Source organism: Streptomyces sp. HD, assembly GCF_028369295.1.
In the GTDB taxonomy this organism is placed as follows: Bacteria; Actinomycetota; Actinomycetes; order Streptomycetales; family Streptomycetaceae; genus Streptomyces.
The window spans coordinates 25,117-31,144 of sequence record NZ_JAQMYP010000085.1 but is presented as its reverse complement, the minus strand read 5'-3'; the positions used below and the strand labels follow the sequence as shown (position 1 = coordinate 31,144).

General features: G+C 72.8%; 4 protein-coding genes. 2 read left to right on the top strand and 2 right to left on the bottom strand.

Translation table 11 applies throughout. The features are described 5' to 3' along the window. The coding region (locus POF73_RS43455) for an ATP-binding SpoIIE family protein phosphatase (RefSeq protein ID WP_272124952.1) at positions 1 to 1,757 on the top strand (1,757 nt) is incomplete at its 5' end. 58 nt (positions 1,758 to 1,815) lie between these two features. Next, a complete protein-coding gene (locus tag POF73_RS43450) occupies positions 1,816 to 2,529 on the top strand; it encodes a DUF4232 domain-containing protein (RefSeq protein WP_272124951.1) in 714 nt (237 codons plus the stop codon). A 7-nt stretch (positions 2,530 to 2,536) separates the two neighbouring features. Here POF73_RS43450 and POF73_RS43445 read toward each other — a convergent pair whose 3' ends face one another. Together POF73_RS43445 and POF73_RS43440 are read right to left on the bottom strand one after the other, a co-directional pair. Then, positions 2,537 to 4,792 carry a ricin-type beta-trefoil lectin domain protein gene (locus tag POF73_RS43445; RefSeq protein WP_443049752.1) on the bottom strand — a complete coding sequence of 752 codons (2,256 nt, stop codon included), beginning with the start codon at positions 4,790 to 4,792 and terminating at the stop codon, positions 2,537 to 2,539. A gap of 315 nt (positions 4,793 to 5,107) precedes the next feature. Then, positions 5,108 to 6,028, bottom strand: a complete 921-nt coding sequence (locus POF73_RS43440) for a helix-turn-helix domain-containing protein (protein ID WP_272124949.1) — start codon at positions 6,026 to 6,028, stop codon at positions 5,108 to 5,110.

Here is a 6,028-nt window from a genome sequence, read left to right as displayed (position 1 = left end):
CCCCCGCCCCCCGGGGGGGGGGGGGGGGGGCCCCCGCCCCCCCCCACGACTTCACCCAGCAGTTCCTGGCCCAGGAGCGGCTGCAGCTGGTGAACGAGGCCAGCGTGCGCATCGGTACCACCCTCGACGTCACCCGCACGGCGCAGGAGCTGGCGGACATCTGCGTCCCCGCCCTGGCCGACTTCGTGAGCGTCGACCTGCTGGACCCGCCGGAGCACGGCGGCGAACTGCCCACCGGCCCGCTGACCGCCCCCGTCGGCCTGCGCCGGGCCGCGCACCGGTCCGTCAACTCGGGCAACCCCGAAGCCGTGGTCAAGCCGGGACACCTGGACGTGTATCCCGCCCCGTCGCCGCAGGCCGACGCGCTGATGGCGGGCCACACCATCGTGGCCTCGATGTCGACCGGTGACCTCGCCGAGTGGCTGTCCTGGGATCCGGTGCGTGCCGAGCGGATCAGGGAGTCCGGCATCCACACCACGATGTCCGTGCCGATCCAGGCCCGTGGGACCACCCTCGGGGTCGCCGTGCTCACCCGGTTCCGCAACCCCGAGCCGTTCACGACCGACGACGCGCTGCTGGCCGAGGAGATCACGGCCCGCGCGGCCGTCTGCATCGACAATGCCCGCCGCTACTCCCGGGAGCGCGAGACCGCCCTGGCCCTGCAGCGCAGTCTGCTCCCCCGGTCCCTGCCGCGCACCGCCGCGCTCGAAGCGGCCTCCCGGTATCTGCCTGCGGCGCGGTCGGGGGTGGGCGGTGACTGGTTCGACGTGATCCCGCTGTCCGGGATGCGCGTCGCGATGGTCGTCGGGGACGTGGTCGGCCACGGCATCCAGGCGTCGGCCACCATGGGGCGGCTGCGCACCGCCGTGCGTACCCTGGCCGACATCGACCTCGCCCCCGACGAACTGCTCACGCACCTCGACGACCTGGTGGTGCGGCTGTCCGAGGGGACGGGCCACGAGGGCAGCCCCGGCGAGGTGGGCGCCACCTGTCTGTACGCGGTGTACGACCCGGTGTCCCGGCGCTGCACGCTGGCCCGGGCCGGGCACCCCTCGCCGGTCATGCTCCCGCCGGGCGGCGAGCCACGGGAGATCGAGCTGCCCGCCGGGCCGCCGCTGGGCCTGGGCGGGCTGCCGTTCGAGTCGGCCGAGATCGAACTGCGCGAGGGCACGGTGCTCTCCTTCTACACCGACGGCCTGGTCGAGACCCGGGAGCGCGACGTCGACGCCAGCCACGTACTGCTGTGCGACGCGCTGGCGGCCCCTTCCGAATCGCTGGACGAGACCTGCGACCACATCCTGAGCGCCCTGCTCCCGTCGGGCGGCGCCGCCGACGACGTGGCGCTGCTGCTGGCCCGTACCCAGGGTCTGCCCGCCTCCGGAGTCGCGACCTGGGACATCCCGGCCGACCCGGCGCTGGTCGCGCCGATCCGCAAGCAGGTCGTGGAGCAGCTACGCACCTGGAGCCTGAGCGAGGTGTCGTTCACTGTCGAGCTGGTGGTCAGCGAGCTGGTCACCAACGCCATCCGCTACGGCATCCACCCCATCCGGCTCCGGCTCATCCACGACGCGGCCACGCTGATCTGCGAGGTCTCCGACACCAGCCACACGGCACCGCATCTGCGCCGCGCCAAGATCTTCGACGAGGGCGGCCGCGGGCTGCTGCTGGTCGCCCAGCTGACCCAGCGCTGGGGCAGCCGGCACACCGCGGACGGCAAGACGATCTGGGCGGAGATCGGGCTCGTCGACGAAGAGTGAGACGAGAGCCGGGCGCACCCGCGAGTACTCAGCCGAAAAACGGGGATTCGTCACAAACATGGGACGTACACGCGCATTCCACCCCTTACCCCGCGCCCATCAGGGCCACCGGGGGCACCGAGCGGCTCCCCTGGTCAGCGCCTTCGCACTGCTGGGCCTGCTGGCCGCCTGCGGAAGCGGCGCCGACTCGTCGGGCGCCGCCCAGACACCGGCCGTCACGAGCAGCCGTACGTCCGGACCGGCCACGACCGGAGGGGCGAGCCCCTCGGCAGAGCCGGGCACGACCGAACCGGGTGTGACCCCACCGGGCACCGCCGACACCGGCAGCCCTGTGACCCAGTCGGCGGCCGCCGCCCCGCGCTGCCACACCTCCGAGCTGCGCGCGTCCCTCGGCCGCCCCAGCCCCGGAGCCGGACAGCGGAACTTCCCGATCGTGCTGACGAACACGACCGACCGGACCTGCAGCGTTCGCGGCTACCCCGGTGCCGCGTTCGTGGACGCGTCCGGATCGCAGCTCGGCCCGGACCCGAAGCGCTCCCCCGACACTCCGACGACCGTCTCGCTGGCCCCGGGCCACAGCGCCTGGGCCGGGCTGACCTTCGCCAGCCCCGAGATCACCGGGGCGAAGACGGCCGTGCCGAAGGCACTGCTCGTCACGCCGCCGGACGAGCGGGACCCGCTCAAGGTGGCGTGGACGGCCGGTGAGGTGCCCGTGGCCGGGAAGAACTCCTCCGTGTTCCTGACGGTGGTCCAACCCGGAACCGGTGGCTGACCGCCGGTCAGCGACCGCCGTATCCGCCGCCGTACCCGTATCCGCCGCCGTATCCATAGCCGCCCGAGCCCTCGTGTCGGCCGCCGGATCCGCCGTCCTGGCCGTCCCATGAGCAGTAGTACGGGTTGTAGGAGCAGGCGTCGGTCGGGGACGGGCTCGTGGATGTCGGCTGTGCGGCCGACGGGGTCGCGGACGGTGTCGGGGTGGCGGTCGGGGTCTTCGACGGCGAGGGGGTCGGTTTCGGGGTCGGCGTGGGGGTGCCCGCCGAGTCGGCCTCGACCTCCGAACCCCAGTTGACGACCTCCATCCGGAGGTCCGTCCTCGACGTGTCGATCACCCAGTGCTGGGCGTCTCCGTCGTCGTCGCGGGTCTTGAGGACCAGGGCGCCCGAGCCGTCGGTGGCGGCCGGACTGAGGGCCAGGTCCTGGTTGAAGCGCGGTACCAGCGTGCCCTGGAGGGTGAAGTCGTAGCGGACGTTCTTGGCCTCGTTCTCGGAGAGACCGGTGCACCGGGTCAGCCGTACCGAGTAGCCGAGGTGGGAGTCGAGGCAGAGGCCGGGGTCGGCGGCGCTGCGCATCAAACCGTCGGTCTCGTACGACCACTGCTGGCCGACCGCCGCGGAGCACTTGGTCAGCTCGGTCTCGGCGTTCTCGGCGACCTTCCCACCGACGAGGCCGACGCAGAGCCCTGACCCGATGTTGTGCAGTCGGCCCCGCAGATCACCCTTCGCCGCCTCGGCCGCGCCCGCCCAGGACGGGTTGCTGGTGGCACCGCCCGGGTCGGAGCCGGGTGTACCGGAGGGGCGGTCGTCGGCCGCCGGGGCGGGATTGTCTCCGGAGCCGAGGGCGGACCAGACGACGAGCGGCAGGACGACGAGGGCGCTGACCGTCACGACGGCCGCGGTGAGGTTGCGGCGCCGTGCGGCACGGCGGGCTGCCTTGAGGGCCGAGCGGCCGGAGCAGCTGCGGGTCTCGCCCGTGGGGGCTGTGCCGCCGGGGTCGCCGGGACGGGAGCCGGTGCGCGGCGCGGCTCGGCGGGCAGCCCGGCGTGCGCTGCGGGGGCCGGGCTGTGGGGGCACGGAGGCCAGGTCCGGGGTGGTGAAGGGCTCGCCCGCGGGGGCGGGTATCCCACCGAGCGGGGCGAACGCGGCGGCCCCGGGAGCAAAGGGTTCCCCGGGGAAGGACTCCCCGGCGAAGGCGTCCGCAGCGAAGGACTCTGCGGCAAACGACTGTGCGGCAAGGGGCTTCGGGGCGGGGGCGAGACCTTCGCCCCCAGGTCCCTCTCCGGCAGCGGCAGAGACAGGGGCGCCTCCCCAAGGACCGGATCCGGTGCCGTCGGCGAAGAAGGACTCGCCCGCGACGGTCGCCGGCTGGGCGGCAACGGCGCCCGTCGGCTCTTCGGCCTGTCGCGCTCTCGCCTCCACATAGGCTCCCGCGCCCCAGCCGAGTACCGCCTCGGCCAGTGCCAGGCCGAGCCCCGCGTTGAAGAAGTTCAGCTGCTCGGCGGTGTCACTGCAGTGGCCGCAGCGGTTCAGGTGCTCGCGCAGGTCCGGGTCGATGTCGACGCCGCCGCGCCGGTAGGTGACGTCCAGCATCCGCAGATAGCGGCGGCACTCCTGCTCGGGGGCGAGCTCGCGGTGGACCTGGAGGCACTCCTCGCGCAACCGGTCGTGGGCACGGCCCAGTTCGACGCGGGCGGACTCCTCGTCGAGGCCCAGGAGTCCGGCCGGTACGGCCGTCGTCTCCGCCTCGACCTCGGTGTGCCACAGCAGACAGCGGGCCGACTGGGGAACCCGTTGGAAGGCGCCGGTCAGCAGCCGGCGGTTCAGCGGCGGCAGCAGACGGGCGGCGGCACGCTCCGCGCCGTCCGCATCGGACCGCAGCTCCGGGTGGAGCAGTTCCCGTCTGCGGTCGGTGTCCCACTCGGCCGCGATCCGCCGTACGGTGACGAGGAGTTGGGGGCGCCAGGCGGCCGTCGGCCCGGTCTGCCGCAGCGTTTCGCCGAAAAGCCGGGTGAATGCCGCAGTGGTGAGCATTCCCGCGGAACGGGCGTCCACGGTGCACAGCCGTGCGTAGGCGAAGCCCGCTTCCCAGTGCCGGTCGAGGAGTTCACCCACGGGGTGGAGCGCTGGCGCCGCCCCGGTCCACCTCTTGAGTTCGGCGCTCAGTTGAGCGTCGGTCGCTTCAAAGAGGCGAGCGTCACGAGGGGAATTCGACGGGCCAGCGTCATGCACGGTGGCATTCCTCCGGAGGGCATGCGGCATTAAAGGTCCATACCAAGGGGTATACTCCGAGCACAGCTCTTGTGAAGCGTGAGGCGCATGAGAGCGAAGCACACCTTTGCACAGGTCAGCGGCAGGGAACAAGGGATTCCGAGTTTTTGCGCATTGCGTGCGCGACGCTCACTGTTCGACAAACGGTCAATAGTCGTCCGTGGTCATTGCGACGTATCCACGCGGTAATTGGAAATGGTATCCACCGGGCGACGACAGGATTCCCGCCCAAACCATTGACGGGCCCCTCTCCCGCGCTTTTGCCTGGTCATACGCGCGCATCCGCCTTCACCGTACCTTCACAGGTCACCCTCCAACCATTGAACCGGTCACCCGGTATGCACCGGGCGGCAACCCGTACCGTTCGCGGAACACCCGGTTGAAGTGAAACGGGCTCGCGAACCCGGAGGCGGCCGCCACGCGTTCCACGGACAGGTCGGTGCTCTCCAGCAGCCGGGCGGCGTGTCGCAGCCGCGCCTCGCGCAGCGCGCGCATCGGCGACTGCCCGATCTGCTGGGTGAACAGGTGCGCGAACCGGGAGGGCGAGAGCGCGACGTGCCCGGCGAGCGAGCGGACGGTGTGCGGGGCGGCCGGATCGGCGGTGATCAATGCCTGAGCCCGACGGACCCGCGCGTCGGCACCCGGGCGGGACTGGGGCGTCCGCGCGCTGCCGGCGGTGAGCAGCACGACCTCCTCCAGTGAGCACAGGGCGAGTTCGCGGGCCGCGCTGCCGTGCGCCACGGCGACCGACTCGTCCCCCGGCGCCCTGTCGGGCGGCGCCTCGGCGCCCGTCCAGCGGGCGTCGGCGAGCATCCGCAGGAACGCCGCCTCGACGCGGCCGCGCACCGCGTCCGGCGTCGGTGTGACGACGTACAGACCGTCGCCGGTGCCGTACGGGCGCAGCCAGGACCGCCAGGAGGGGCGGGCCTGGCAGTGCACCCACCAGAACTCCCAGTGCCGTGCGCCCGGTTCGACGCCGTAGCCGTGCGGCACACCAGGCGCGAGCACCACCAGGTCCCCCGCCCCGGCCCGCGCCTCGGCGCCGCCGTGCCGGAGCCGGCCCTGTCCGCCGGTCGTCCAGGTGAACAGCCAACTGTCCGCGCCGCGCGGCCGGTTGACCCCGTACCCCGGCGGCTGGTCGAACCGGCCGACCACCACCACACCGGGCGGCGGGGCGGGATCATCGGATGCAGCAGCCTCGGACAATCCGTCAGCGCTCACGGTCAT

Bases quoted from the DNA above. Each gene is read 5' to 3' on its own strand.
- POF73_RS43450 (WP_272124951.1), top strand. From the start codon at position 1,816: ATGGGACGTACACGCGCATTCCACCCCTTACCCCGCGCCCATCAGGGC.
- POF73_RS43445 (WP_443049752.1), bottom strand. From the start codon at position 4,792: ATGCCGCATGCCCTCCGGAGGAATGCCACCGTGCATGACGCTGGCCCG.
- POF73_RS43440 (WP_272124949.1), bottom strand. From the start codon at position 6,028: ATGACCGTGAGCGCTGACGGATTGTCCGAGGCTGCTGCATCCGATGAT.